At 70.0% G+C, this 25,984-nt stretch carries 26 protein-coding genes and 1 pseudogene; 14 read left to right on the top strand and 13 right to left on the bottom strand.

Annotated features, from left to right (window positions below):
* Window positions 1–381: 381 nt before the first annotated feature.
* Both ACGFSA_RS29555 and ACGFSA_RS29550 read left to right on the top strand, forming a co-directional pair.
* Entirely contained in the window at window positions 382–744 is a 363-nt protein-coding gene (locus ACGFSA_RS29555; RefSeq protein ID WP_393309108.1) for a hypothetical protein, read from the top strand.
* A 115-nt stretch (window positions 745–859) separates the two neighbouring features.
* Window positions 860–1,918: a VWA domain-containing protein gene (locus tag ACGFSA_RS29550; RefSeq protein ID WP_393309107.1), complete on the top strand. Its 1,059-nt coding sequence runs from the start codon at window positions 860–862 to the stop codon at window positions 1,916–1,918.
* A gap of 172 nt (window positions 1,919–2,090) precedes the next feature.
* Here the strand turns inward: ACGFSA_RS29550 and ACGFSA_RS29545 are convergent, their stop codons facing one another.
* A complete protein-coding gene (locus ACGFSA_RS29545) occupies window positions 2,091–2,861 on the bottom strand; it encodes a peptidyl-tRNA hydrolase (RefSeq protein ID WP_393309106.1) in 771 nt (256 codons plus the stop codon).
* 71 nt (window positions 2,862–2,932) lie between these two features.
* Between ACGFSA_RS29545 and ACGFSA_RS29540 the strand changes: the two genes are divergently transcribed.
* The 4 genes from ACGFSA_RS29540 to ACGFSA_RS29525 are packed head-to-tail and all read left to right on the top strand — an operon-like array spanning window position 2,933 to window position 5,368.
* The gene (locus ACGFSA_RS29540) at window positions 2,933–3,610 is read left to right on the top strand and encodes an AIM24 family protein (RefSeq protein WP_393309105.1); all 678 of its coding nucleotides are present in this window, start codon (window positions 2,933–2,935) and stop codon (window positions 3,608–3,610) included.
* Window positions 3,611–3,654: 44 nt separating this feature from the next.
* Window positions 3,655–4,497, top strand: coding sequence for an ATP-binding cassette domain-containing protein (locus ACGFSA_RS29535; protein WP_393309110.1), 843 nt, complete (start codon window positions 3,655–3,657; stop codon window positions 4,495–4,497).
* Window positions 4,494–5,162 carry an ABC transporter gene (locus ACGFSA_RS29530; RefSeq protein WP_393309104.1) on the top strand — a complete coding sequence of 223 codons (669 nt, stop codon included), beginning with the start codon at window positions 4,494–4,496 and terminating at the stop codon, window positions 5,160–5,162. The genes ACGFSA_RS29535 and ACGFSA_RS29530 overlap by 4 nt, the downstream gene beginning before the upstream one ends.
* Before the next feature lie 14 nt (window positions 5,163–5,176).
* A complete protein-coding gene (locus ACGFSA_RS29525; protein ID WP_393309103.1) occupies window positions 5,177–5,368 on the top strand; it encodes a hypothetical protein in 192 nt (63 codons plus the stop codon).
* A gap of 11 nt (window positions 5,369–5,379) precedes the next feature.
* On the opposite strand, the gene ACGFSA_RS29520 is transcribed toward ACGFSA_RS29525, so the two are convergent.
* From ACGFSA_RS29520 to zapE, 4 genes are all read right to left on the bottom strand, one after another.
* Complete coding sequence (locus tag ACGFSA_RS29520; RefSeq protein WP_393309102.1) at window positions 5,380–6,138, bottom strand: polysaccharide deacetylase family protein; 759 nt, start codon at window positions 6,136–6,138, stop codon at window positions 5,380–5,382.
* Window positions 6,139–6,434: 296 nt separating this feature from the next.
* Window positions 6,435–7,160, bottom strand: coding sequence for an alkaline phosphatase PhoX (locus ACGFSA_RS29515; protein ID WP_393309101.1), 726 nt, complete (start codon window positions 7,158–7,160; stop codon window positions 6,435–6,437).
* A gap of 65 nt (window positions 7,161–7,225) precedes the next feature.
* Complete coding sequence (locus ACGFSA_RS29510; protein ID WP_393309100.1) at window positions 7,226–7,651, bottom strand: OsmC family protein; 426 nt, start codon at window positions 7,649–7,651, stop codon at window positions 7,226–7,228.
* Between the two features lie 40 nt (window positions 7,652–7,691).
* Window positions 7,692–8,816 (bottom strand): cell division protein ZapE, encoded by a 1,125-nt coding sequence (gene zapE, locus ACGFSA_RS29505; protein ID WP_393309099.1) that lies wholly within the window; start codon window positions 8,814–8,816, stop codon window positions 7,692–7,694.
* A 36-nt stretch (window positions 8,817–8,852) separates the two neighbouring features.
* On the opposite strand from zapE, the gene ACGFSA_RS29500 reads away from it, so the two are divergent.
* The 4 genes from ACGFSA_RS29500 to msrB all read left to right on the top strand — a co-directional run bounded on the left by ACGFSA_RS29500 (window position 8,853) and on the right by msrB (window position 12,074).
* The gene (locus tag ACGFSA_RS29500) at window positions 8,853–9,617 is read left to right on the top strand and encodes a pyrimidine reductase family protein (RefSeq protein ID WP_393309098.1); all 765 of its coding nucleotides are present in this window, start codon (window positions 8,853–8,855) and stop codon (window positions 9,615–9,617) included.
* 151 nt (window positions 9,618–9,768) lie between these two features.
* Complete coding sequence (locus tag ACGFSA_RS29495; protein ID WP_266980219.1) at window positions 9,769–10,221, top strand: indole-3-glycerol phosphate synthase; 453 nt, start codon at window positions 9,769–9,771, stop codon at window positions 10,219–10,221.
* Between the two features lie 40 nt (window positions 10,222–10,261).
* Complete coding sequence (murC, locus tag ACGFSA_RS29490; RefSeq protein WP_393309097.1) at window positions 10,262–11,656, top strand: UDP-N-acetylmuramate--L-alanine ligase; 1,395 nt, start codon at window positions 10,262–10,264, stop codon at window positions 11,654–11,656.
* A gap of 10 nt (window positions 11,657–11,666) precedes the next feature.
* Complete coding sequence (msrB, locus tag ACGFSA_RS29485) at window positions 11,667–12,074, top strand: peptide-methionine (R)-S-oxide reductase MsrB (RefSeq protein ID WP_393309096.1); 408 nt, start codon at window positions 11,667–11,669, stop codon at window positions 12,072–12,074.
* Window positions 12,075–12,358: 284 nt separating this feature from the next.
* Here msrB and ACGFSA_RS29480 read toward each other — a convergent pair whose 3' ends face one another.
* From ACGFSA_RS29480 to ACGFSA_RS29465, 4 genes are read right to left on the bottom strand one after another with little or no spacing between them, the layout of a single operon-like run.
* Window positions 12,359–13,612, bottom strand: coding sequence for an NAD(P)/FAD-dependent oxidoreductase (locus ACGFSA_RS29480; protein WP_393309095.1), 1,254 nt, complete (start codon window positions 13,610–13,612; stop codon window positions 12,359–12,361).
* Window positions 13,609–15,045: an NAD(P)/FAD-dependent oxidoreductase gene (locus ACGFSA_RS29475; RefSeq protein WP_393309094.1), complete on the bottom strand. Its 1,437-nt coding sequence runs from the start codon at window positions 15,043–15,045 to the stop codon at window positions 13,609–13,611. Before ACGFSA_RS29475 ends, ACGFSA_RS29480 begins: the two co-directional genes overlap by 4 nt.
* Window positions 15,042–16,475 carry an FGGY family carbohydrate kinase gene (locus ACGFSA_RS29470; protein WP_393309093.1) on the bottom strand — a complete coding sequence of 478 codons (1,434 nt, stop codon included), beginning with the start codon at window positions 16,473–16,475 and terminating at the stop codon, window positions 15,042–15,044. Before ACGFSA_RS29470 ends, ACGFSA_RS29475 begins: the two co-directional genes overlap by 4 nt.
* Window positions 16,472–18,016 (bottom strand): APC family permease, encoded by a 1,545-nt coding sequence (locus ACGFSA_RS29465; RefSeq protein WP_393309092.1) that lies wholly within the window; start codon window positions 18,014–18,016, stop codon window positions 16,472–16,474. Before ACGFSA_RS29465 ends, ACGFSA_RS29470 begins: the two co-directional genes overlap by 4 nt.
* A gap of 434 nt (window positions 18,017–18,450) precedes the next feature.
* On the opposite strand from ACGFSA_RS29465, the gene ACGFSA_RS29460 reads away from it, so the two are divergent.
* Both ACGFSA_RS29460 and ACGFSA_RS29455 read left to right on the top strand, forming a co-directional pair.
* A complete protein-coding gene (locus ACGFSA_RS29460) occupies window positions 18,451–19,212 on the top strand; it encodes a DeoR/GlpR family DNA-binding transcription regulator (RefSeq protein ID WP_393309091.1) in 762 nt (253 codons plus the stop codon).
* Between the two features lie 131 nt (window positions 19,213–19,343).
* A pseudogene (locus ACGFSA_RS29455) lies at window positions 19,344–19,472 on the top strand (peptide-methionine (R)-S-oxide reductase); the annotation flags it as partial.
* 42 nt (window positions 19,473–19,514) lie between these two features.
* On the opposite strand, the gene ACGFSA_RS29450 reads toward ACGFSA_RS29455, so the two are convergent.
* Window positions 19,515–19,976, bottom strand: coding sequence for a hypothetical protein (locus ACGFSA_RS29450; protein WP_393309090.1), 462 nt, complete (start codon window positions 19,974–19,976; stop codon window positions 19,515–19,517).
* 328 nt (window positions 19,977–20,304) lie between these two features.
* Here ACGFSA_RS29450 and ACGFSA_RS29445 point away from each other — a divergent pair, with 328 nt between their 5' ends.
* Complete coding sequence (locus ACGFSA_RS29445; RefSeq protein WP_393309089.1) at window positions 20,305–20,877, top strand: MarR family winged helix-turn-helix transcriptional regulator; 573 nt, start codon at window positions 20,305–20,307, stop codon at window positions 20,875–20,877.
* 128 nt (window positions 20,878–21,005) lie between these two features.
* On the opposite strand, the gene ACGFSA_RS29440 is transcribed toward ACGFSA_RS29445, so the two are convergent.
* Both ACGFSA_RS29440 and ACGFSA_RS29435 read right to left on the bottom strand, forming a co-directional pair.
* Window positions 21,006–21,737, bottom strand: coding sequence for a gamma-glutamyl-gamma-aminobutyrate hydrolase family protein (locus tag ACGFSA_RS29440; RefSeq protein ID WP_393309109.1), 732 nt, complete (start codon window positions 21,735–21,737; stop codon window positions 21,006–21,008).
* Complete coding sequence (locus ACGFSA_RS29435) at window positions 21,722–23,212, bottom strand: aldehyde dehydrogenase (RefSeq protein ID WP_393309088.1); 1,491 nt, start codon at window positions 23,210–23,212, stop codon at window positions 21,722–21,724. Before ACGFSA_RS29435 ends, ACGFSA_RS29440 begins: the two co-directional genes overlap by 16 nt.
* 168 nt (window positions 23,213–23,380) lie before the next feature.
* On the opposite strand from ACGFSA_RS29435, the gene ACGFSA_RS29430 reads away from it, so the two are divergent.
* Entirely contained in the window at window positions 23,381–24,091 is a 711-nt protein-coding gene (locus ACGFSA_RS29430; protein ID WP_393309087.1) for a type 1 glutamine amidotransferase, read from the top strand.
* A 170-nt stretch (window positions 24,092–24,261) separates the two neighbouring features.
* Here ACGFSA_RS29430 and ACGFSA_RS29425 read toward each other — a convergent pair whose 3' ends face one another.
* Window positions 24,262–25,719 (bottom strand): APC family permease, encoded by a 1,458-nt coding sequence (locus tag ACGFSA_RS29425; protein WP_393309086.1) that lies wholly within the window; start codon window positions 25,717–25,719, stop codon window positions 24,262–24,264.
* Window positions 25,720–25,984: the final 265 nt, after the last annotated feature.

The following is a 25,984-nucleotide window of genomic DNA, read 5'->3' as shown; positions in this document are numbered from 1 at the left end:
GCATCCACTGGACCGCAGCCGCACCAGCAACCTCACCCGCCTCAGCTACCGACTCACAGCCTGACCACCCACCCGGAATTGCGCACCAGAGTCCAGGGTGGATCCGTTTCATGGAAGCTGACCCGGACCCAGGGGTGCTGGTCAGCTGGATTGCGTTCGAGAAGCATCTAGCGGCTCGTGGCGTCGAACACGGCGTGTACCCCTGATGGGGTTCCCTCGTACGGCAACGGGACCACCCGCACACTGCGCTGACACAGGCGGATGGAAGGCAGAGGCACCGACGCACTCACGGGCTGGTGCCGCTCCTGGGCGGTGGCAGGGACCGGGCCACGCTCGCGCCTGCCTAGCCTCGACGCCGCCCCGTCCGCTGAGGACGACGGCATGCTCGCCGGCCTGTTCGGCCAGGTCGACACGATCACCGAGGGGGAACTCCCGGCCCGCGCCGAGCTCCTCAGCCTCTTCGAGGACACCGCCGTCTTCGTCGACACTGCGCTCGCCGAAGTCTTCGACGAGCAGGCCGACGAACTGATCGGCCTCACCCGCAGCAAGGACGCCGACCACCGCCCGTATCTGTCGCTGTCACCGGCCAAAGCCCCGGACCTGCTGCGCCGCCTGAAGGCCCTCGGCACAGACCGTGTCCTGGCAGCTGTTGCCGAGGAACGAACCCGGGCGGTGGCCGACGAAGCGCAGACTGTTGGGGATGACGTCCTCCGCGTCGGCGCTGGCGTCGAGACGGCCGCCTGATCGTCTCCTGGGTGTCTCGCACGGCCGCCAGGTGATTGTGCGTCAAACGCCGTTGTCAGTGCCTCCCCATAGGGTTCAAGCATCACTCGGGGAGCCTCGGAGAAGGAGCAGAAACGTGTCCGCCAACAAGATCCAGCACAAGGTGAATCACGTCGCGCTGGTAGTGGACTGTTCGGGTTCCATGCGTCAGCACCAGGGTCAGCTCATCCGCGTCGTGGATGAGTTCGTAGCGGGCCTGAAGACCGAGTCGGACAGCCTCGGCCATGAGACCCGGATCAGCCTCTACTCCTTCGACCACAAGGTGGAGAACCTGGTCTGGGACATGGACGTGAAGCATCTGCCCTCCATGCGGGGTCTGTACAAAGTCAACAATGGCGCTACGGCCCTCATCGAGGCGTCTCTGAAGTCCCTGGACGACCTGGGCCATATCTGGGAGGAATACGGCGAGCACAGCTTCCTCCAGATCGTGGTGACGGACGGCGAGGAGAACGCCTCCGGCGGCGACAGGCGGCACGACGGCGATATGGCCATCCTCGGCCCCTGGCTCGACAAGATCGCGGCGAAGATGGGCGGGCTTCCGGGCCACTGGACGTCCGCGATCCTCGTTCCGAACTCTCTGGCGAAGCGCACCGCCCAGAATTACGGTTTCCCGGCCGGAAACATCGCCATCTGGGATGCGGATTCCCAGGAGGGCGTCGAGGAGGCGATCGGCACTGTGCGCGCTGCCGCCACCAGCTTCCTCCGGGGCCGCGAGCAGGGCGTGCGCGGCACCAAGAACCTGTTCGCCGTCGGCCAGGACATATCGGTTGACGAGGTGCGGGCGAAACTCGAACCGATTCCGGCCGACAAGTATCGGCTCCTGAAAGTCGACAAGGAGGTCGAGATTCGACCCTTCGTTGATTCGCATCCTGGCGTGACGTACGAACGCGGTTCGTGTTACTACCAGCTGGGCGCCCGGGCTCAGGTTCAGCCGAACAAGGAAGTCATCGTGGTCGAGAAGGACACCGATCGCGCCTATACGGGCGACGCGGCGCGCAGCCTTCTCTTCGGCACGGGTATCCAGGGGACCGTCTCCGTGAAGGCGGGGAACAATCCTGAGTTGGAGGTGTACGTGCAGAGTCGTTCGGTGAATAGAAAGCTCAAGCCGAAGACGCGTCTGCTCATCATGCTCTGAAATTCAAGAAAAGAGTTCAGTCGGGTATGGGTCCGCGTATGACCTGTACCACCAGGAGACGAAGAACCTGCGACATTCCGGCGCTCCATGTGTACGGCCGCCGTCTCACGAGTGACCGGAAGCCGCGGTACAGGTGGCCCGCAAGGCGGGATGTCGACGCAGAGCAGCCCGCCTACGGTCGTCGTAGGCGCGGGAGAGTACCGACGCGGTGGGCCCCATCCACTACAACGGTCGCCCCGGGGGCGATCTCCGTGAACCCGGCGTCACGCACCACCGGCATTCCACTCACGGTGAGTTCCGCCCAGCGGGTGGCGTCCGGGGTGGCGACGGAGAGCGGGAAGCCCGCCTCCCGCCACGCCTTGCGCTCCGTGTCCGACAGCTCCCACCAGGCGAGCTGCGCGCCGTGCCCGACCTGTGCCATCTCCTTGCCCGCGGTCATGTCGAGTTCCGGGTTCAGCCAGAGCACCGGGCCGGACGGGTCGGGTGCGGCGGGCGGCTCGGGGTCGTCCAGGTCCGTCCCCGACACCTGGAGCTTCGCCAGCTCCTTCGGCCAGCCGTCCAGCGGAACCGGTGGGAACACCCGCACCTCGGCGCTCTCGCCGGTGACTGTGATGCCGGGCAGCGCGGACGCCTTGCGCCACTCCGCGCCGCGCGCCCGCCGCACCACCTTGCGGATCCGGGCGTCCTGCCAGTCGCGCATCACCTGCGCCCACTCGCCCTCGCCGGCCGACCGCTCGTCGGAGAGCATCACGAGGACGGCGCGGGCGGCGGTGCGCAGCGCGTCGGTGCGGGCCGGGGGGTCGGTCTTCTCGATGTGCACGACCAGCGGAAGCACGTACTGCGTGGCCTCGTCGCGGCTGGTCGGCTCGGAGTGGAACGGGGAGTCCGAGGGGGCCGGGGCGCCGGACGCGGACTGAGGTGCGGAAATGTCGTTGCTGCTCACTCGTCCCAGTCTGCCAGTCGCCCGGCCCGGCTCCTTGGCGGAATGAAACGGTCCGGGTGAGGATGCACCGCATGAAGAGCGATCTCTTTTCCAGCGAGAACATGGCCCATCCGGCAACCGCCCCTGGAATGACCCTGCAGAACGCCAAATCCATCAAGTACGCCGTCAACGGCGAGATGCACGCCCGCCAGGGATCGATGGTCGCCTTCCGCGGCAATCTCCAGTTCGAGCACAAGGGCCAGGGCCTCGGTGGCCTGCTGAAGCGCGCCGTCACCGGCGAGGGGCTGCCGCTGATGGCGGTCCGCGGGCAGGGCGAGGCGTGGTTCGCGCACGAGGCCGCCAACTGCTTCATCGTGGACATGGAGCAGGGCGACGTCCTCACCGTCAACGGCCGCAACGTCCTCTGCTTCGACCCCACCCTCGCGTACGAGATCAAGACCGTGAAGGGCGCCGGGATAGCCGGCGGCGGGATCTTCAACAGCGTTTTCAGCGGTTACGGCAAGCTCGGCCTGATCTGCGAGGGCCACCCGATCGTGATCCCCGTCACGGCCCAGCAGCCGGTGTACGTCGACACGGACGCGGTCGTCGGCTGGAGCGCCCAGCTCAGCACCTCGCTGCACCGCTCGCAGAGCATCGGCTCGATGATCCGCGGCGGCTCCGGCGAGGCGGTCCAACTGATGCTGCAGGGCGAGGGCTTCGTGATCGTCCGGCCCAGCGAGCTCAAGCCCGAGAAGGCATCGGCCAACTGAACCTGACAGGAGTGGGCCGACGGTACGGCCTCGGCGGACCATGGGTGCTGCGCGGGGTCGACCTCGACCTGCCCGCGCACACCCTGGTCCGGATCGAGGGCGCCAACGGCACCGGAAAGTCGACGCTGTTGAGGCTGATCGCCGGGATCGACGCCCCGACCGAGGGTCGCATCACCGGCCGACGGCCGCGCACGGCGTACGTCCCCGAGCGCTTCCCGGCGGCGCTGCCCTTCACCGCCGCCGGGTACCTCGTCCACCTCGGGCGGATCCACGGTCTGCGGACCCCGGAGGCGACCGGGCGGGCGCAGGAGTGGCTGGCGCGCTTCGGGGCCGCCGGCCACGCCCGTACCCCCCTGTCCGAACTCTCCAAGGGCACCAGCCAGAAGGTCGCCGTCGCCCAGGCGCTGCTCGCCGAACCGGAACTCCTGGTCCTGGACGAGGCATGGACCGGCCTGGACACGGCGGCCCGCGGCGAACTGGACCGCGCGGTCGCGGAACGGGTCACGGCCGGGGCCACCGTCGTCTTCGTCGACCACGATTCGCGCCGACTGGCCGAGGCGGTCGACGTCACCCACCGGGTCGAGGGGCACCGGCTCACCCCCGTAACGGCGGCGGAGACCGGGGACGGGACGGCCGGTCCGCGGGTACGCATCGATGTCACGGGCGCGTCCGGGGCCGTCCTTCCCCCGGGGCTGCCCGGCGCACCGGTGCAGGAGCCCCGGACCGACGGAACCGTTCGGCTCACGGTCGCGGCCGTGCACTCCGACGCAGTCCTGCGCGCTCTGCTCACAGCCCGACCGCCCTGGCACATCACACACCTGTCGGCGGCAGGGGCACCCGAACCGACACCCCGGACCGTACCGTCAGAGACCCGGCAGGCACGATGACCGCCCTGATCCGCTACCAGGCCGCCCTGCTGCTCCGCTCCCAGCGCTGGCTCGCCCCCGTTCTCCTGTACGCCGTCTTCCTCGCCGTCGGCGTCCAGTCGGGACAGCCCGTGCTCGACTCGCTCGGTTACGCCGCCGCCGCGCTCCTGCCCGTCACCGCCTGGCTCGTCCAGCTCTGTGCCACCCAGGAACCACCTGCCGCCCGGACCGTCGCCGCCGCGGCGGCCGGGAGGCCGCGGGTCCACCTGGCATCGCTGCTCACCGCCGCGGGCTGTGCCGGACTGCTGGGCACGGCGGCCACCGCGATCGTGCTGCTGATCAGCGATCCGGCCAACGCCGACCACACCGTCCGCGTGCCGCTGCTGCCCGCCGCACTCGCCGGGCTGCTCGCCGCCGCCTGCTGCGTGCTGCTGGGAGCGGCGGTCGGCGCCCTGTGCACCCGCCCGGTGGTGCACCGTCGCGGTTGGTCGGTCGCGACCACCGCGCTCGCCGCCCTGCTGTCCCTGGTGACCACCGGATCGCCCGCGAAGTACGCGGTCACGGGACTGGTCACCGGATCGCTGACCGGAGCGGTACACATCCCCGTCCTGCCCCTGATCTGCGCTTGCGCGGCGGCCTGCGTCGTGGCGGCGGTCGTCTGCAGGCTGACTTCGCTGCGCGGGTGAGTAGGCTCGTACGCATGGACGAGCGCCTGGACGAGCCGTACTGCGAGACGTCCGACACGCGGCCCGTGCCGGCGGATTCGGGTCCTCCGTACGCCGAATGCGTGCTGTGCCGGAAGCCGACCGAGTACCCGGAGCCGGTCAAGGGCGTCACGCTCTGCCCGGTCTGCGATTGGCAGGAAGCACAGCGCACGGCCTGCTCCGGCTGAGGGCTGTCCCGTCAGGGGGTGTGCGCCGTCCGGTCGGCGTCCGGTCGGAGCCCCATCAGCTCGGAGACCTTCACGAAGCGGTACCCGTGCCTGCGCAGTTCCGGTACCACCTGGCTGACGGCCTTGGCCGTGACGGGAGCGGCGCTGCGCGTGCAGTGCATGACGACCAGGGACCCCGGTTTCACCCCGGCCAGCACCTGCTTGGCCACCGCGTCCGCGTCCGTCGCGAACGCGTCGCCGCTGACCACGTCCCACTGCACCGCCGTCACTTTCTCGGGCGCCAGCGTGCGCAGCGCCGCATCGTTGTAGCAGCCGCCGGGGAAGCGGAAGTACGGCACCACATGGAGCGCGCCCGTCTTCCGGATCGCCGTGAAGGCCCGCTCGACGTCGGCGCGCATATCGGCCTTGTCCAGGACCGGAAGTCCGTAGCAGGGCGAGGTGAAGGCGTAGTGGCTGTAGGAGTGGTTGGCGATCTCGAAGAGCGGGTCGGTGCCGATGGACCGGGCCTGCGTCGGGTACTCGTCCGCCCACCGCCCCGTCATGAACACGGTTGCGGGCACCTTCAGGCGGCGCAGCAGCGCGATCAGCTCCGGGTTGTCGAAGTGCTCGCCCGCCGCTGCGCGCGGACCCTCGTCGGCTGTCATGTCGGCGTCGAAGGTGAGCGCCACGACCTTGTCCGTGGTGTTCCGCCCGCGCTTGAAGACCGGTGTCAGCCCGGCCTGGCTCGGTGCCATCGTGGGTGGCTGGTTCTCCACGGGCGCGGGCGTCATGGACGGTGACGGCGACGGGGCGGCGGACTGTGCGTGCCGGGGGGCGTGGGTGGCGTTTGAACCCGAGCTCTTTGACGGGGTGTCAGTACCGCAGCCTGTCAGAACGGTGCCTAGAACGACAGCCAAAGTGGCCACTGCGGTCAATTTTCGTACAGAGTTGGTCACTTATGGAAGGTAGCCGATCGTCCCGGGAGGAGCCCGGTGCGGCGCTCCTCCTGATCGAATCCGTCCCCGGAATCGCCCGGTCCCGGACGGGGGCGGCGGACCGCGTCGCCGCCCCCGTACCGCTCAACACCTCAATGCCAAGGACCCGTCACCGCGAACGTCGTCCCCGGCGTGTAGCAGTTCACGAACATCGTCCCGCCGTCCGGCGCGAACGTGACCCCGGCGAACTCGCCCCACTCCGGACTCTCCGCCGTCCCGATGTTCTGCCGGCCGCGCGCCATCGCGTACACCTCGCCGTGCCGCGTCACGCCGAATACATGCTGCGCGCCGTTGCCGTCCTCGCACACCATCAGCCCGCCGTCGGACGTCAGACAGATGTTGTCGGGGGACTCGCCGGGCAACTGCACGTCCGTACCCGGACCGAAGACGACCACCAGCGTGAGGCGGCGCCGCTTCGGCTCGTACCGCCACACCTGCCCGAAGTGGTCGGCCGCCGAGCCCGCCGCGCTCTGCGCGAAGCTGGAGACGAAGTAGACCGACGAGCCGCCCCAGTAGCAGCCCTCCAGCTTCTGGGCGTGCGTGATGCCCTTCGGGCCGAAGTCCTGGAACCGGATCGGCGTTCCGGCGGCCTGCGGATCCGGTACGGGGACCCACTCGATCCGGTCGAAGCTCGCACCGGTCTCCTGGATGACCGAGAGGTCGGGGACACCGGGCACCCGCATGGCCTGCAGTTCGCCGCCGGCCCGCAGTGAGCCGGTGCCGCCGAGCGGTTTCTCCGGCAGAAAGCGGTAGAAGAGCCCGAACGGCCTGTCGAACGCGTCCCACGCGTATCGTCGCGCGGGAACCACGCGGGTCACCGAGCCTCGTGCGTGTCATGGGCCCCCAGGGACCCGTGGAAGCACCCGCGGGGCCGCCCGCGCGGTCAGACGAGCGACGCGGTCAGCGTGATCGTCGTGCCCGTGAGGGCCTGGCTGACCGGGCAGTTCGCCTTGGCGTCCTCGGCGGCCTTGATGAAGTCCGCCTCGTCGAGACCGGGCACCTCGCCCTGCACGGTGAGGTGGATGCCGGTGATGCCGGTGCCGGGCTGGAAGGTGACCTCGGCCTGGGTGTTCAGCCGGGTCGGCGCGTTGCCGGCCGTGGTCAGACCGTGGGACAGGGCCATCGAGAAGCAGCTGGAGTGCGCCGCCGCGATGAGCTCCTCCGGGCTGGTCTTGCCGTTCGCCTTCTCCGCGCGGGACGGCCACGAGACCGCGTACTCCCCGATGCCGGAGGAGTCGAAGGTGACAACGCCCTCGCCCTCGATCAGGTTGCCTTCCCAGACCGTGTGCGCCTGACGCGTGGTTGCCATGCTGGATCCCTTCGGATGGGTGGAGTTACCGCATCCGAACCTACTGCGCCACCAGTCCCTTTGCGTCGCGCGCCAGCGCCGTCAGGCGGGAGATCGCCCGGAAGTACTTCTTCCGGTACCCCCCGTTCAGCATCTGGTCGCTGAACAGCCGGTCGAACGGGAGCCCCGACGCGAGCACCGGGACCTCCCGGTCGTACAGCCGGTCGGCGAGCACGACGAGCCGCAGCGCGGTCGACTGGTCCGGCACCGCCTGCACGTCGGTGAGGCACACCGCGCGGATGCCGTCCGTCAGCGCGCCGTACCGGCTCGGATGGACGCGGGCCAGATGGTCGAGCAGCGACGGGAAGTCGTCCAGGCTGGCGCCCTCGGTGGCGTACGCGACCTTCGTGACCTGCTCGTCGGAGTACGGCGCCGGTGCCTCGGGCAGCCCGCGGTGCCGGTAGTCCTCGCCGTCGATCCGCAGCGGCCGGAAGTGCGAGGACAGCCCCTGGATCTCCCGCAGGAAGTCGGCGGCGGCGAAGCGCCCCTCGCCGAGCTTGCCGGGCAGGGTGTTGGAGGTGGCGGCGAGCGCGACACCTGCCTCGACCAGCCTGCTGAGCAGCGACGACACGAGAACGGTGTCACCCGGGTCGTCGAGCTCGAACTCGTCGATGCACAGGAGCCGGTGCCCGCTGAGCGTCTGCACGGTCTGCTGGAAGCCCAGCGCGCCCACCAGGTTGGTCAGCTCGACGAAGGTGCCGAACGCCTTCAGTGAGGAAGCGGCGGGCGTGGCGTGCCAGAGCGAGGCGAGGAGATGCGTCTTGCCGACGCCGTACCCGCCGTCGAGATAGACACCGCGCGGCCCGGCGACCGGTGCCGCCTTCCTGCCGAACCGCCACCATCCCTCCGAGGATCCGCTTCGCGCGCTCCCCTTCCTGCCCGCACCCGTCGCGTGCGCCCCGCCGAGCCCGTGCGCGAACTCGTCGAGAACCTTCACCGCGTCGGTCTGGCTGGGCTGGTCGGGATCGGGGACGTACGTGTCGAAGCGCACCGAGTCGAAGCGCGGCGGCGGCACCATCTCGGCGACCAGACGGTCGGCGGGGACGTGCGGCTCAAGGGCGCACAGGGACAGCGGGGCCGTTTCGGCTATGGGGCTCTGCCCCGGCACGGCGGTGGATGACGACACAGCTCTCAAGCTTAAGCGCCGTGCGAGACTGCACGGATGCGACGCCTCTTCCCTGTGACCGACCCGACACCGGCTGCCGAAGGAGGGGAGTGGAGTCTGGACGAGCTCGCCGACGCCTATGCGTACCCGGCGGGCGACGACCCCTGGCTGCGCGCCAACATGGTCTCCACACTCGACGGCGCCGCGCAGCACGACGGACGCTCGCAGCCGATCTCGTGCGACACGGACATGCGGATCTTCGGCACGCTCCGCGCTCTGGCCGATGTGGTCGTGGTGGGTGCGGAGACCGTACGGATGGAGGGGTACCGGCCCGCCAGGGCCCGGGACGCCTTCGCCGCGCGGCGGGCGGCGGCCGGGCAGGGACCCGCGCCTGCGATCGCCGTCGTCAGCGGGAGCCTGGACCTGGATTTCTCGCTCCCGCTCTTCGTCTCGCCGCTCGTCCCGACCCTCGTGGTCACCGGGGCCGCTGCGCCGCCGGACCGGGTCGAGGCGGCCCGCAGCGTCGGCGCCGAGGTAGTGATCGCGGGGGAGGGCTCCCGGGTGGACCCCACCAGGGTCGTGCGGGAGCTCGCGGACCGCGGGCTGAGGCGGCAGCTGGCGGAGGGCGGGCCCCGGCTGCTCGGTCAGTTCGTGGCCGCCAGGGTGCTGGACGAGCTCTGTCTCACCCTCTCGCCCATGCTGACCGCCGGCGACGCCCAGCGGATCACGGGAGGCCCCTCGGTGGCGGTGCCGGAGCGATTCACCCTCGCTTCGATGCTGGAAGAAGCCGGATTCCTCTTCACTCGGTACCGTCGGATCTGACAATCGGCGCGGAATTTCCCGTTCCGGTTGGCTTCCGATGGGCACAATTACTCACGCAGACCCCGTGCGACCACGGGGAAAGATGGTTTCAGCAGAGGCCGTCGAGGCCCGATGGAGCAGAAGGGCGCCCGAGGTGTTCACCAGCGTTTTGATGATCGAGAAGCCCCTCACTTCCGAGGACGTCGAGTTCGTCACCACCCTGCACGGGGAGGAAGAGACCTCGTTCGTCGTACTGATGCAGCCGCGCGGAGACCAGGCCGACGTACTGCTGCGCGCCATCGACGACGTGGCGATCGGCGAGCTGAAGGAAGCCGCCCGCGAGCTCGAGGAGCCGGAGGGCAAGGACGCCAGGCAACCCGCCGAACTGGCGCTCGAGGTATCGCTCGCCGCCCTGCGCCAGGCAGGCTCGGAAGCAGTCGGACAGGTGGTCGAGGACCACCCCCTGGACAAGCTGAAGTCCGTCGTCGACGAGGCAGGGGCGGACGAGGTCATCGTGCTGACCGCACCGCACTACGTGGAGGAGTTCTTCCACCGCGACTGGGCCTCCCGGGCCCGGCACAAGGTCGGCGTACCGGTGCTCAAGCTCTTCGCGCACAGCGAATAGGCTGGGGGCCACTCACAACGACTTCTGGGGAGACACACGCATGGCACCCGGTATTCCTGCCGCCATGGAACGGCCGCACTTCATCGGCATCGGCGGCGCCGGGATGTCGGGCATCGCGCAGATCCTCGCCCGGCGCGGCGCGAAGGTCGCGGGCAGCGACGCCAAGGAGTCGGGCACGGCCGAGGCACTGCGGGCGCTGGGGGCGACCGTCCACATCGGGCACGCCGCCGCCCACCTGGCGGACGACGCGTCCTGCGTGGTCGTCTCCAGCGCCATCCGCTCCGACAACCCGGAGCTGCTGCGCGCCGCCGAGCTGTCGATCCCCGTCGTGCACCGCTCCGACGCGCTCGCCTCGCTGATGCAGGGCCTGCGTGCGATCGCCGTCGCGGGCACCCACGGCAAGACGACCACCACGTCGATGCTGGCTGTCGCCCTGTCCGAGCTGGGCCTCGACCCGTCGTACGCCATCGGGGGCGACCTCGCGGGCCCCGGCACGAACGCCAGGCACGGCGAGGGCGACATCTTCGTCGCCGAGGCCGACGAAAGCGACCGCAGCTTCCAGAAGTACGACCCCGAGGTCGCGATCGTCCTCAACACCGAGCTGGACCACCACGCGAATTACGCCTCGATGGAGGAGATCTACGACTCCTTCGAGACGTTCGTCGGGAAGATCGTCCCCGGCGGCACCCTGGTCGTCTCCGCCGACCAGTCCGGCGCGGTCGAGCTGACGCGGCGGGTACGCGACCTGGCGTCGCTCAACATCGTCACGTACGGAGAGTCCGAAACGGCCGACGTACGGGTCCACAAGATCACCCCGCGCGGTCTGACCAGCGAAGTCACCGTCATCCTGAACGGCAAGTACCTCACCTTCACGGTCTCCGTCCCCGGCCGCCACTACGCCCTCAACGCGGTCGCCGCTCTCGTCGCCGGTGCCGCGCTCGGCATCCCGGCCCACAACCTGGCCTCCGCCCTCGGCACGTACACCGGCGTCAAGCGCCGCCTCCAGCTCAAGGGCGAGGCGGCGGGCGTCCAGGTCATCGACTCGTACGCACACCACCCGACCGAGATGACCGCCGACCTCGAAGCGATGCGCGGCGCCGCCGCCGACTCGCGCCTCCTGGTCGTCTTCCAGCCCCACCTCTTCTCCCGCACCCAGGAACTCGGTACGGAGATGGGCCAGGCTCTCGCCCTCGCCGACGCCTCCGTGGTCCTGGACATCTACCCGGCCCGCGAGGACCCGATCCCGGGCATCACCAGTGCCCTGATCATCGACGCGGCGAAGGCGGCCGGCGCCGACGTCACCGCCGTCCACGACAAGGCGGCGGTCCCCGAGGTCATCGCGGGAATGGCGAAGCCCGGCGACCTCGTTCTCACCATGGGGGCGGGCGATGTCACAGACCTCGGCCCGCAGATCCTGGATCACCTGTCGAGCTGAGGGAGTGACCGTGTCGTACGACGTCGAGAAGCCGGACGAGGAATGGCGCGCGGAGCTGACGCCCGCCGAGTACGCGGTCCTGCGCCAGGCCGGCACCGAACCGGCTTTCGTCGGTGAGTACACCGACACCAAGGCGGCCGGCGTCTACTCCTGCCGGGCCTGCGGCGCCGAGCTGTTCCGCTCGGACACGAAGTTCGAGTCGCACTGCGGCTGGCCGTCCTTCTACGACCCGAAGGACACCGACGCGGTCGAACTGATCCAGGACCGCAGCCACGGCATGGTCCGCACCGAGGTGCGCTGCGCCCGCTGCGGCTCGCACCTGGGCCATGTCTTCGAGGGCGAGGGCTACCCGACGCCGACGGATCAGCGGTACTGCATCAACTCGATCTCGCTGCGGTTGGTTCCCGAGGACGAATAAGACCGACCGGCAATTGGGCCCGCCGGGGACCGTAAGAAACGGGGACCGGGGCACCCCGAGCGGTAACGGGTGGAGCGCCTGTCGACGGCGACCGCCCGGGACCGGCCCAGCTGCTGGGCGGTGAAGTTTCGTCAGTGGGACGGCGATCAGGCGTCCCACACACCGGCCCTCGTACCACGCAGTCGCAGTGGTGAAAGGGCTGCCGCGCTCATGCGGATCCGTCCGCCGGGGGGTGGGGTGAGTGTGAGCGCGGCAGCCTGTCCTGGGGCCCGCTGCGACGCCTGCTATTGCAGGCCGATGTGGACTGGACCGCCGGTGGGTGACACACCGTCGAGCACGCTGGAGGGGACGCGGAAAACGCGGCCGGGTGCGGCGGGCCAGGCGAGGGTGCGGCGGGTGACGGTCCGTCCGTCCTGGCGGACGGTCACCCTGGGGAAGCGGACGAACTCGTCGGTCCACAGCATCAGGCGGCCTCGTGCGGGCGCCGGGTCGCCGGGTCGCAGGATCTGGGGGGCGACCCAGCGGAAGGGAGCGTCGGCGATCAGACGGACGCCCTCGGCCTGCTGTCGTTCGCCGCGCAGGTGGTTGATGACCTGTTGGGCGACGTGCTTGCCGTCGAGGGCGGCGACGTCGGCGGTGTCGACGGGGTGCAGCAGGTTTCCGGCGGCGAAGACGCCGGGGCGGCTGGTGCGCAGGGCGGTGTCGGTGAGGGGGCCGAGGGTGCCCTCGTCGAGGGTGATGCCGGCGGCGCGGGCGAGTTCGTGGTCGGGGATCCAGTCGCCGGTGAAGACGACGGTGTCGCATTCGATGGTGCGGCGCCGGCCGGTGTCGAGGTGTTCGATTTCGACGGCCTGGCAGCGGCCCTTGCCGATGACGCGGGTGACGCGGCTGCGGGTGGCGACGGGGACGCGCAGGACGGTGCGTCCGGCCGCGTTGAAGGCGGCGTAGGACTCCGCCTTCGGGTACTGGCTGACCATGAGGGCGGGAGTGCATCCCGCTTCGCGCAGGGTGACGGCCGCGGACCAGCTGACGAGTTCTCCGCCGACGATGACGGCCCGCTTGCCGACAGGCTGGTGGTGGAGGTGGACGAGGTTCTGCAGCTGGCCGGTGGTGTAGACGCCGTGTGGGCGGTCGCCGGGGATGCGGCGTGCGGTGCGCGGCCGTTCGCGGGCGCCGGTGGCCAGCACGATCGACCGCGGGCGGATCTGGTAACGGCCGTCGGGGCTGGTGACGTCGACGGTGTCGTCGTCGGCCCAGCCGGTGACCATGGTCCGGGTGCGGATCTCCGCTCCGGCCCGGTTGGCCTGCTGGACGAGGTGGCGGGCGTAGGCGGGGCCGGACATCACACGGTGCAGGTCGCGCAGACCGTAGCCGGTGTGGTCGCTGTGCCGGGGAATTCCGCCGGCGGCCTGCTCCCGGTCGACGACGAGGACGTGGCCGGCCCGTCGGCCGGCCAGCTCGGCGGCGGCGGTCAGACCTGCGGGTCCGCCGCCGATGATGAGGACGTCGGGCGTGATCAGGGGCGGCTGGTGGGTCATCGGGGGTCCTTGTGCTGGCGGCTGCAGCCGTCGTGGGTGTGGTGCTGTTCGCGCAGGGCCGCGACGGCTGCGCCGCAGAAGAAGCCCTGGCAGCGGCCGTTCATGGCGCGGGTGCGCCGGCGCAGTCCTTCCAGGTTGTGGGCAGGTACGGGGGCGTGGCAGGCGTCGCGGATCTCACCTTCGCTGACCCGCTCGCAGAAGCAGACGATGGTGCCGTAGGCGGGGTCGCGGGCGATGAGGTCGGCATCCTGGTAGGGGCGCAGGGAGGCTTCGCCGATGTTGGGCATCTGCGGGGGTTCGGGCAGGTCGCTGCGGGTGCGCAGGGCCAGGCCGGCTTCCTCAAGGAGCGTGCGGGCGTGCTCGGCGATGGCGATGCCGGCGGTCAGGCCGGTGGAGCGGATGCCGCCGACGAGCAGGTAGCGCTGGTGCGGGGTGGCCTCGATGAGGTAGTCGGGGTGGTCGATCGCGGCTCGCAGGCCTGCGTAGCTGGCGGTGACTTCCTCGGCCAGCAGCCGCGGCATGAGGCGCTCACCCTTGGTGAGGAGGAAGTCGTAGCCGTCTTCGGAGGTGGCGGTGTCGGTGCGGTCGGTGAGGTCCTCGGCGGTCGGGCCGAGCATGACGTTGCCGTAGATGGTCGGGGAGATCAGCACGCCCTTGCCGCGGGAGGACGGCACCGGCAGGACGATTTTGTCGACCATGGGGCGGGTGAGCTTGTCGAAGACGAACAGCTCTCCGCGGCGGGGCGTGACGGTGAAGCGGTCATGGCCGAAGAGCCGGTCGATGTGGTCGGCCCCGAGGCCGGCGGCGTTGACGACCCAGCGGGCCCGTACGTCACCGGCCACCGTGTGCAGGGTGGTCGCCTCGTCCCCCTGGTCGATGCCTGTCACGGCATGCTTGAGCAGGATGGCGGTGCCGCGTTGCTGGGCGTCGGTGGCCAGGGCGAGGTTGGTGGTCCAGGTACAGATGATGGATTCGTCGGGAACGGTCAGGCCGCCGAGCACGCCTTCTCCGAGGTCGGGAAGCACTCCATAGACCTCGTCGGCGTCGATGATGCGGCAGTGCTCGTAGCCATTGGCCTCGGCCTTTTCCTTCAGGCCGGGCAGCGCCTGGAGCTCTTCGTCGTTCCAGGCCACCAGCACGGCACCGGTGTGTTCGACGGGGATGCCGGTGGCTTTGGCGTAGGCGCTCAGCAGGTGGTAGCCGCGGGCGACCAGCCGGGATTCGAGCGTGCCGGGTTTGGCGTCGAAGCCGGTGTGCAGGATCGCGGTGTTGGCCTTGCTCGTTCCGTCGCCCACGTCGTCGCGGGCCTCGAGCAGCGCGACGGAGACGTCGCAACCGGACAGTTCGCGTGCGATCGCCGCGCCGACGATGCCTCCGCCGATCACCGCGACGTCGAAGACGCCGTTCTGGGGACGGTGGGGGGTGGCGGTCATGAGTGATCTCCCTCGGTGGCGCAGGCCGTGGCGGCCTTCGCCCATGTGGTGCGGAACTCCTCGGCCCGGTCGGCGGACCAGCGGGGTTCGTAAACGGTGGTCGGCTGCCAGTCGCCGACGGCCTCTTTGAGACTGAGTGCGGGGTCGAGGGCGCAGCGGGCCAGGGCGGCTGCGCCCAGGGGGGTGGCGTGGGCGTGGGGGTAGATGTCGACGGGGATCTGGGCGATGTCGGCCTGGGCCTGCATGAGGGCGGCGGAGTTGGTCAGTCCGCCGTCCGCGCGCAGTCGGCTCAGGGGCCGGCCGAGGTCGCTTGCGACCAGCGCGCCCAGCTCGGCGACCTGTGCGGCGATTCCCTGGAGCACGGCCTGGATGAGGTGTTCGCGGCGGGTGGCCAGGGTCATGCCGGTGAAGGACGCGGTGGCCTGTGACGCCCACCAGGGGGCGGCGAGCCCGGCGAAGGCGGGCACGCACAGCACACCCTCGCTGTCGGCTGCCGCCAGTGCGTCCAGGTCGGTCGCGGACTGGATGAGGCCGAGGTCCTGCAGCCAGCGCACTGCGGAGGCGACGGTGTAGACCTGGCCGTCCACGCAGTACGGGGTCTGTCCGGCCGCCTGCCAGGCCACCGATGTGGTCAGGCCCGCGCTGGAGCGCACCGGGTTCGGACCCGTGTTCGCCAGCAGGAACGCGCCGGTGCCGTAGGTGCACTTCGCGGTGCCCGGCTCCAGACAAGCCTCCGCGACCAGGGCCGCCTGCTGGTCGACGATCAGCCCGGCCACCGGCACCTCCTGGCCGAAGGCGCGGGTGGTGCCCACGATTTCGTCGCATGCGGCAATGCGGGGCAGCCGCTCTGCGCCGAGGCCGAACAGGTCGGCGAGCTCAGGGTCCCAGGCAGCGGTGTCCAGGTCGAGGATCAGCGAGCGGCTGGCGGTGGAGGCGTCGGTGACGAACTCGCCCGTCAGGTGATGCACCAGCCAGGTGTCGGTGGTCGTCACCACCCCGTCGCGGGTGAGGTTGCGGCGCAGCCAGGCCATCTTGGGCGCGGAGAAGTACGGGTCGAGGACGAGACCGGTGCGCCGGGCGATGCTCTGGGCGTGCTCGGTCAGCTCGCTGCAGACGCTCTCCGCGCGCCTGTCCTGCCACACGATCGCCTGCGTCAGGGGTGTTCCGGTGGCCGGGTCCCAGGCCAGGACCGTCTCGCCCTGATTGGCCAGGGCCACGCCGCTGATCGGCCGGCCGGCCGCGCTCACGGCGCGGCGGCCTGCGTTGAGGACGGAGTCGAGCAGCTCGTGCGGGTTCTGCTCGACGCCTCCGCCGGCGAGGTAGGTGGGGCGGACGGTTTCCTCCGCGATGGCGACGGTTCCCTCTTCGGCGTCGACGACGATGGCCTTCGTGCCCGAGGTGCCCTGGTCGATGGAGAGAATCGCGGTCATCGTGCGCTCCCGGCCGTGGTGGCGTCGGCAGGCGTCTGGCCGGCGGTGTCGGCGGCGTCCAGCGCCCGGTCGACATCGGCCATGTCGGGCATGGTCAGTCCGTCGCGGCCCCGCCGGATGATCAGGCCGATGAAGTAGACGGCACCGATCGCGAACAGGACCAGTACGTAGATCCATGGGGCGCGGAAGGAGGCGTCCCGGAAGATCAACAGTTCGTACGCCAGCCAGACGCCGGCGACGACGAGGACCGGGATCTCCCAGCGGCCCAGTTTGAACCCTTGGGACGCGGGCAGGGAGCGGCGCTTGGCCGCGTACATCGCGACGGTTCCGGCGTAGATGAGGGCGGGCAGCAGGGTGGCGGCGGAGAACAGCTGGAACAGCGCGTCCGTGGAGCGGGAGAAGACCGCGAGGATGATCTGCGCGATCAGCATCATGAACACCGAAGCGTTCAGCGGTGTCGCCGTGCGCCGGTCGATCCGCTTCAGCAGCCGCCAGCCGGGGAAGCGCTCGTCCCGCGACATCGCATACACCAGGCGGGTGCCGCTCAGGGTGATCACCAGCCCGCAGGAGAAGATCGAAACCACGACCAGCACGAGCAGGATCTTCCCGACGACCGAACCCAGCACGGCGGTGATCACAGTGGCCACCGGCGTTGCCGACTCCGCGACACCGTCGATCCGGCCGGCTGCGGCAGTGATCGCGACCAGGAACAGGAAGCCCAGCACGCCCAGGGAGAGCACGGCCTGAATCATCGCCTTGGGGATGACACGGGCTGGATCCTTGGTCTCCTCGGCCAGGTTGGCCGCCGACTCGAATCCGACGATGGTGAACGCGCCCAGCAGGAACGCCAGAGCGAACGGTCCGGCCGTGGTGGCCCCGCCCAGGGCGTAGTAGCCGCTCTCCGGGACGGGCCCGGCCGCGAAAAGGTGAGCGAAATCCAGCTTGCCCGTGAAGGCGCCCACGGCGAACAGCAGCACGGTCAGGGCGATCATGCCGACGAGCTGCACCGTCACGGCCACATTGTTGACCCGGTGGGTGGTGCGCGTCGAGGCGGCGACCAGAACAGACTGCAGCAGCACGACAACGGCCGTGATCACCCAGGCGTTCTGCGTGGTACCGACGTACTGGAACAGCTCCGGAAGAATGGTGGAGGCGATCGTGTAGTCCACGGCGACCAGGACCACACCCAGGAAGGCGAACGAGATCCATCCCATGATCCAGCCCCATACCGGGCCCACGATGCGTGACACCCACTGGTACGAGTAGCCGCTGATCGGGATCCGCGCTGCGAGAGCGCCGAAGACGAGGGCGATGGACAGCTGGCCGATCACGGAGATCGGCCAGGCCCAGATGCCGCGCGGGCCGGAGGTCGCGAGCACCGCGCCGTAGGTGGTGAAGATGCCGGTGGCGATGGAGACGAAGCCGAATGCCACGGAGAACGAGGCGTACCAGCCGAGTTCCCGCGCCATCTGCTGCTTGGGCTCACCGGTGCCCGCGCCGTCTGTTCTCGATCCGTTGGGACCTGCGTCTGCGTATGCCATGCCTCTTTTTCCTGCTTCGAAGTGGCCCGCCGTGGATGCGAGAGCCAGTGGACGTGGAGGAACCGAACGGGTCGGTATGCAGGCACGCCCAGCGCGAGGGTCTGCTGGGGGTCTGTCTGCTGTTGGGGCGGCGGGGCCGCGATGGTGCGCGCGGCCGTATCCGTGGCAGTCGACAACCCGGCTCTTGACCGTTCTTGTGGGTTATTGACCGCGAGTTACTGAAAGTGTGGACCTTTGCCTGCTCGGCGTCAAGGGTTGGTTTTCGCGTAACCCACCGGGTAAGCCGGGTGTACTCACCCAGGCCCCGCAGGCAGCATCAGGAAGGAAGGGGAAGCCCAGCAGGAGGAGGCGTGACGACCTGATCGAGGCTGCCTGGGCCGTAGAATGCAGTCACAGATCCACAAAAACGGTCACCCTTCCAAAGGAGACAGGTCGTGCTCGCCGCCGAGCGCCATCGCAGAATCGCCGCCGAAATCGCCCGGCTCACGTTCGTCACCACCGACGATCTGACGACACTGCTGGGTGTCTCCCACGAAACGGTCCGCAGGGACCTCGCCCTGCTCGAGCGGCGTGGCCGGCTCTCCCGGGTTCACGGCGGCGCCACCAACCCTCAGGCGCCGGTCGGAGAAGAGGCACCCTTCAGCGAACGCAGCGGCGCCCTCGCCTCGGAGAAGGAAACCATCGGCCGCGCGGCAGCAGCACTCATCCAGCTTAACCAGACCGTTGTCATCGACGTCGGAACCACCGCTTTGGAAGTCGCCCGCGCGCTGCCCGCCGACCACGCCGGGGTCATCGCCACCCCCTCACTCCTCGTGGCCGCGGAAGTCAGCACACGCCCCCGAGTCGAGGTCCTGGTCAGCGGCGGCCGGATCCGAGCCGGCGACCTCGCCTGCTCCAACGCCCAAGCGGTGGAATTCTTCAGCAACCTGCGCGCGGACGCCGTCTTCCTGGGATCCGGCGGCATCGCCCCCTACGGGCTCACCGACTTCCACCTCGACGAAGTCGCCACCAAGCGAGCCATGCTCGCCAACGCCTCCCACCGTTACGTACTCGCCGACTCGAGCAAGTTCGGCCGCACAGCCGCCCACCGCGTATGCGGGCTGAACGGCTTCGACACCCTCATCACCGACAAACCATGCCCGACCGAACTGCGCACCGCCCTCGACCGAGCCGACAGCACCGTCATCGTGGCCTGAAAAGGTCAACGACCAAGGCGCTGGACGCTGCTGCTTCAGCTGTATCCGTACGCTGGTTGCCGTAGCAAGGCACTTCCGGTCACCACATTCGTGGCGGCGATTCGGGGACTCGTCGAGCAGGCCGAACACGGCAGCTGCGCTGCGCCCGCTGCGGCTCGCACCCGGGCTATGTCTTCGAGGGCGAGGGCTCCCCGACGCCGACCGACCAGCGGTACCGCATCAACTCGATCTCGCTGCGCCTGGCACCGGACGAGGGCTGACCCCCGCCGGGCCGGCGCGGGTCAGCCCTCGTCCGCAGCCGGTCAGTCGTCCTCGGGGCTCTCGGGGCGCAGCATCGGGTGGGCGACGCCGGGAAACACCCGCGCCCTGATCACCGGCTCGGCCGCCCCGCCCTGGACCACCGTCTCGGCGACACCCCAGGGGCGGCCGAGCAGGACGACGGTCAGCGTGTACGCGGACGAGCACCCCATGCAGTCGTACCGGTCCGCCCAGGTCTCCACGTCCGTGACGCTGCCGGGGTACCGCGCCACGTGCCGGTGCCGGGCATGGCAGTGGTCGCACGTCTCGCCGGGCTCGCAGGTCCCGCCGCAGGGGCACGGAACGTCGAGCGAGTCCGCCGGGCGCCAGCGCTGCGTGAGGACGGCGTCACGGGTGGCGCCCATGTCCTTCATCGCCTTCAGATTGCGGGCGGCGACGTTGTACGACTCGCCGGTGGCGGCCATCCGGTCACGGATGACGTCTTTGCGTCCGCGGTTCGTCGTCATCGGTTCCTCATCTGTTCCTACGGGGTCACGCAGCCCGCAAGGAGGTCCACGAGATCGGCAGGTTCCACGGTACCCGGCGTCCCGGGCGGTCCGTGCCACCTGCCCGGCCGGGGGCGGCCGCTCAGGACCGGGTCGACGCCTGCCGCACGGCGGAGGGCGAACTGTGATGAAGCAGCGGGTTCCCGTAGTGCGGCCGAAGCAGGGGAGTCCACCACTGGTTTCGAGGCACCTCATCAGCAAATGCCCTGTCGCCGGGAATTACGTACAATTTGATCCCGAACGATATCGTCGATTCAACGCGCCGCAATGGCGTCGAAGGAGTGTGCACGTGCCCGGCCAACGATCCATCACCGAAGCCGAGAAGCTGGCAGGCGCGAAGCTGGGCGGCATTCCGGTCCGGCACGAGCAGATGGCCGTGGTGGCCAATATCTACCGCGCGGCCTCCGCGGTCCGGCAGCACCTGGAGAACTCGGTGCTGCGCGGGTCCGAGCTGACCTGGACGGCGTTCGTCGTGCTGTGGGTGGTGTGGATCTGGGGCGAGTCCGAGACACGGCACGTGGCGGAGGAAGCGGGCATCTCCAAGGGGACCCTCACCGGGGTTTCGCGCACTCTGGAGGCGCGGGGGCTGGTGCGGCGGTCCGGTCATCCCACCGACGGGAGGCTGGTGCTGCTCAGCCTCACGGACGAGGGCGAGGAGCTCATGCAACGCGTGTTTCCCCAGTTCAACGAGGAGGAGGCGTTTGTCACCGGGCAGCTCAGCGACGAGGAGTGCCGCAGTGTCGCGGAGGGGCTGCGCCGGGTCGTGCTCCAAGTGGAGGAGCAGGGCGAGGAGCGTCGCCTCGCCCTGCTGAACGGCGCCGAACCCGCGCCGCGCCGCAGCGGACGCCGCCCCAAGGCGTGAACCAAGGCTCGTGAACCCGGGCTGAAGCCGGGGCCGCGGGACCGCCTCGGCGGTGCGCGATGTCGTCGGGTTCCGGAGCGAGCCGGGGTCCCTGTGGTCCGCGGCGGCCGAAGAGAGCCATGGTGATGTCAGCGGCGGCCGCGGGCGGCGCGGACGAGGGCGTCGAAGAGCCCTTGCTGGGCCGGGTCCTCGTGGGCGGTGTCCTCGGGGTGCCACTGCACGGCGGCGAACCAGCCGTGCAGGCCCGGGAGTTCGAGGGCTTCCACGGTCCCGTCGACGGCGCGGGCGGCGACCGTGAGGCCGACACCGGTACGGTCCACCCGCTGGTGGTGGTAGCAAGAGGCCTCTACCTTCTCGGCCCCGGTGGCCTGCCCCAGGAGCGAGCCGCGCTGGATCGCCACCGGGTGCACGACGTGGCGGTGCTCGCGCTGCGGGCCGCCCATGTCCTGCTCCAGGGTGCCGCCCAGGGCGACGTTGACGACCTGCAGGCCTCGGCAGACCGCGAGCGTCGGCAGGCCCGCGTCCAGGGCTTGGCGGGCGACTTCCAGGTCGAAGCCGTCCTGTTCGTCGTCCACGTCGTAGACGCTGTCGTGGGCGTCGCCATCGCTGTAGCGGTGCGGGGCGAGGTCGCCGCCGCCGGGGAGCAGGACGCCGTCGAACCGGGTGAGCCGGGCGGCCACCTCGGCGGGGTCGGCGGTGCCGCCGGGCGCGTGCGGGTGGATGGTCGCGGGTTCGCCGCCCGCCCGCCACACCGCGTCGACGAGCGCCCGGGCGTTGACCTCGGCGGCGTAGCGCAGGGCGGAGGTGGACGCGGAGAAACGGGCCGGAATGGCGATGAGCGGTCTCACAGCTGGATCCAGGTGGTCTTGAGTTCGGTGTACTTCTCCAGGGCGTGCGCGGACTTGTCGCGGCCGTTGCCGGACTGCTTCATCCCGCCGAAGGGCACGGTCAGGTCGCCCTCCTCGTAGCAGTTGACCCAGACCGTCCCGGCCTTCAGGGCGCGGGAGACCCGGTGTGCGGTGGACAGGTCGGACGTCCACAGCCCGGCCGCGAGACCGTACTCGGTGGCGTTGGCGAGCGCGACGGCCTCGTCGAGGTCCTCGAAGGTGAGGACGGACAGCACCGGGCCGAAGATCTCCTCCCGGGCCAGCCGCATGCCGGGGTCCACCCGGTCGAAGACGGTGGGCCGCAGGAAGCTGCCCCCGGACTCGGTCAGTGTGCGGTCACCGCCGGTCCGCAGCCGGGCGCCCTCGTGGAGGCCGGTCCCGATGTGTTCTTGTACGCGCTCCAGGTGTCCCTCGCCGACCAGCGCGCCCATCTCGGTGGCGGGGTCGAGGGGGTCACCGACTCGCAGTTTCCGTGCGCGCTCCACGATGGCCTCGGTGACGCGCTCGGCGACGGAGGAGTGGACGAGCAGTCGCGAGGGTGCCGTGCACATCTCGCCCTGGTTGAAGAAGATGCCCCAGGCGGCGGTGGCCGCGGCCTTCTCCAGGTCGGGGGCGTCCGGGAGGATGATGTTGGGCGACTTGCCGCCCAACTCCAGCCAGACGCGCTTGAGATTGGAGTCGGCGGCGTAGCGCAGGAAGTGCCGTCCCACGGCGGTCGACCCTGTGAAGGCCAGGACGTCCACGTCGGGGTGCAGGCCTACCGCCCGCCCGGCGGTGGGGCCGTCGCCGGTGACGACGTTCAGGACGCCCGGCGGCAGCCCGGCCTCGGTTGCGAGGCGGCCCAACAGCAGGGCGGACAGCGGGGAGTTCTCGGAGGGCTTCAGTACGACGGTGCAGCCGGCCGCGAGTGCGGGCGCGACCTTCCAGGAGGCGAGCGTCAGGGGGAAGTTCCACGGCACCACCGCGCCGACGACGCCCGCCGGCTCCCGGGTGACGAGCGCGAGCGCGTCCGGGGCGGTGTGGGGGGACTCGTCGGTCACCTTGTCGGCCAGTTGTCCGTACCAGCGGAAGGTATTGATCGCGGCGCGCAGCTCGATGGCATACGCGTCCGTGATGGGCTTGCCCATCTCCAGACTGATGGCGAGCGCGAGCTGGTCACGCTGCTCCTCCAGCAGATCGGCGATCCGCAGCAGCGCCCGGCCGCGGTCGGCGGGCGCCAGGCGTGGCCAGGGGCCGGAGTCGAAGGCCCGGCGGGCGGCGGCGACGGCCGCGTCCACCTCCGAGTGGCCTCCGTCGGCGACCTGGGTCAGCACCTGGCCGTTGCGTGGAGAGACAACGGCGTAGCTCCCACCGCCACCGGGTTCGTCGGCGCCGTCGATGTGGTGGACCCCGGACAGGTCCAGCTCCTCGGCTCGGCGCAGCCACTCCTCATGGGTGACATCCAGCATGGGTGGCCTCCAGGTCAGATCCAATACATTTGGGCTCAAACGATATGATGGCGAGCGGCCCCTCACAAGGGTTCCCGGGAGGCGAGTTCCACGTATCATTTGGATCCATACGATTGACCGGTCTGGGTGATCCGGCGGGTCCAGGGACAGCGGAAGGGAGCGACCATCGTGCGAGCACTCGTCATCAAGCACGACCACGTGACGGAGCCCGGGCGGGTCGGGGACCGCCTCGTCGAGCACGGATACGAACTCACCACGGTGACGGTCGTGCCCGAGTCCCGCCACCACGCGCCGAATGTGGAGTTCGACTTCCCCGACGCCGATGGCTGGGACCTGGTCGTGTCCCTCGGTGCCCCCTGGTCGGTCTACGACGACTTGGCCATCGGCAGCTGGATCGGCGGCGAGCTCGCGCTGCTGCGCAAGGCCCACCACCTCGGCATCCCGGTCCTCGGCGTCTGCTTCGGCGCCCAGGCGCTCGCCACCGCCCTCGGTGGCTCGGTGGAAGCCTCCCCGCGGCCCGAGATCGGATGGACGGAGGTCGAGACCGAGGTTCCCGACCTGGTGCCGCCGGGGCCGTGGTTCCAGTGGCACTACGACCGCTGTGTCCTGCCGCCCGGTGCCGTGGCGCTGGCCCGCAACACCGTGTGCACGCAGGCTTTCCGGGCGGGGCGGGCGCTGGGCGTGCAGTTCCACCCTGAGGTCACCACGGCGATGGTGCGAGGGTGGGTCGACCTCGGCGGCGCGGAGCAGTGCGTACGGCACGGAGTCGACCCGGACGAACTGCTCGTACGCAGCCGCGTCATGGAATCCGTCGCTCGCGCCAATGCCCGCCGCCTCGTCGACGGCTTCCTGGACCAGGTGGCCCACGCCGCCGACTGATGTGGGCGTGCAGATGCGCGTCCTGCGGGACCGGGCAGCACCAGCGCGGTGACCTCGTCGGTCAGAGCCTTCCGGTGCGGTGGGAGATGATGTCGGCCGTTCGGGGGTGGCGCCCCCGCGGCGCGCGCCCGGGGCCGTTCGCCGGGAGCGCGCCGCAGGGGGAGGGCGGATCAGGCGGTCACAGCCGCCTTGCCGCGCACCATCCGTGCCGCCACGGCGCCCAGGACCAGGACCGCCGGGACGCTGAGCGCGAGCCAGGCGGCCGTGCCGGGGTCACCGCCGATGAGCGTCGTGAAGTTGGCGAGGATCAGCCAGATGGCGCCCGCGAGGCCGAGCGCGCCGAGGGCCGGGGCGATCAGGGTGTTCCAGGGGCGGGTGTCGAGGCGCTCGCGCCGGAAGAAGACGATCACCGAAACCGAGGTCAGGAAATACAGGAGCATCATCCCGAGGACGGCCACTCCGCTGAACCAGGAGAAGAGCGTCAGCACGGGGTCCTTGCCCAGCAGCGCGAACGGGGCGACCAGCACCAGCGCGATCGCGGTCTGCACGCTGCCGGCTGCCCAGGGGGAACGGCGCTGGTTGAGCGCACACAGCTTGCGGGGCAGTAGCCCCTCACGGCTGAGCGAGAACAGGTAGCGGTTGGCCGAGTTGTGGAAGGCGAGGATGCCCGCGAAGAGCGAGGTCGCGAGCAGGATCGGCAGTACGTCGTAAGCCCATCCGCCGAACTGGTCGGCGACGGGATTGAAGACGAACGCCGTGGCGTCGCCGCTCTCCAGTGCCTTTCCGGCGGCTGCGGTGGCGTGCGAAGCACCGTAGGAGGAGATGAGCATCCAGGAGGTGAAGGCGAAGAAGCCGGTGACGACGGCGACCGACAGGTAGGTGGCCCGGGGGACGGTCTTGCGCGGTTCGCGCGCCTCCTCGCCGTAGATCGCGGTGGCCTCGAAGCCGAACATCGATGCCACGGCGAACATCATTGCCACTCCGGGAGCCCCCTGCAGGGCAGCTGCCGGCGAGAAGCTCTGGGTGAAGCCGAGCCCTTCGGGCCCGCCGCCCTTGAACAGGGTGACCAGCGCGAAGACGAGCAGGATGCTGAACTCCGCCAGGACGAAGACCGCGAGGACCTTGGCGCCCATCTCGATGCCGGCGGCGCCGAGCGCCTGGACGACCACCATCGTGGCCAACGCCCAGACCCACCACGGCGTGTCCAGGGCCGCGTAGTGCGAGACCAGACCGCTCACCAGCTCCCCGTACAGCCCGTACATGGCGGCCTGGATGGTGCAGTAGGCGAACAGGGCCACGCCCGCGCTGCCGGATCCGGTGGTCCGGCCCAGGCCCTTGCCGATGTACGTGTAGAAGGCGCCCGTGTCCACGACATGGCGGCCCATGGCGACGAAGCCGACCGAGAACAGCAGGATCATCAGACCGGCGACGACGTACGCGGCAGGTACGCCCGCTCCGTTGCCGAGGCCGACGGAGATGGGGGAGGCTCCGGCGATGCCGGTCAGCGGGGCCTGCGCGGAGAGGACGAAGAAGAGGATGCCCAGGACGCCGAGGGCGTTGGGCTTGAGCTTGCCTGCGGTGGGCGCGTCCTGCACGGTCTGTTGCCTTGCGACCGTTTGACTGTCCACTCGGATCACCTGCCGGGGAATGAGGAGGGGGTGGTTTGTTTCAGGCCAAACGAGTTGCCTCATCCTGGGCGTGAACTATCCGTTTGGCAAGGGGTTGAAGAGGATTCCCGCCGCACTGTCGGCTCCTCACGGCGCCGAAATCGAAGCGGCATCGGCGAGACAAGGCCAGGCGAGGCGAGCGAGCCCCTGAAACGCACCGCTCCTCACGTACGGTGCACGCCTCCTCGCGTACGGCGACGGCTCCGGTGCGGAATCGAACGAGGCC

This window comes from Streptomyces sp. NPDC048496 (assembly GCF_043200055.1).
Lineage (GTDB): Bacteria > Actinomycetota > Actinomycetes > Streptomycetales > Streptomycetaceae > Streptomyces.
The sequence above is the reverse complement of the archived record's forward strand: the minus strand, read 5'-3'. Positions and strand labels throughout refer to the sequence as shown.